This is a genomic window from Corynebacterium sp. UMB9976 (genome assembly GCF_030212265.1).
In the GTDB taxonomy this organism is placed as follows: Bacteria; Actinomycetota; Actinomycetes; order Mycobacteriales; family Mycobacteriaceae; genus Corynebacterium.
In genome coordinates, this window is the sequence record NZ_JASODY010000181.1 from 1 (window position 1) to 235 (window position 235).

Genomic DNA, 235 nt, shown 5'->3' on the forward strand with positions numbered 1-235 from the left:
TCTTGCCGGCGAAGCGCTCGTCGCCGTAAGTCGATAGGATGCGCGCGATATCACCGTGCGAATAGGTATTGAGCACATCCGCTGCGGTAATCCCCTGGCTTGCATCCATGCGCATGTCCAGCGGGGCGTCGACTCGGTAGGCGAATCCACGATTGACCTGGTCAAGCTGCATCGAGGAAACACCGAGGTCGAAAAGCGCACCTGCAATGCCCTTCTCAGCGGCGCGGGCGAGAAT

1 protein-coding gene is annotated in these 235 nt (G+C 60.0%); it reads right to left on the reverse strand.

The window, feature by feature from the left end; translation table 11 throughout:
- A partial coding sequence (gene mraW, locus QP140_RS10295; protein ID WP_284759559.1) for a 16S rRNA (cytosine(1402)-N(4))-methyltransferase occupies positions 1 to 235 on the reverse strand: 235 nt, incomplete at both ends.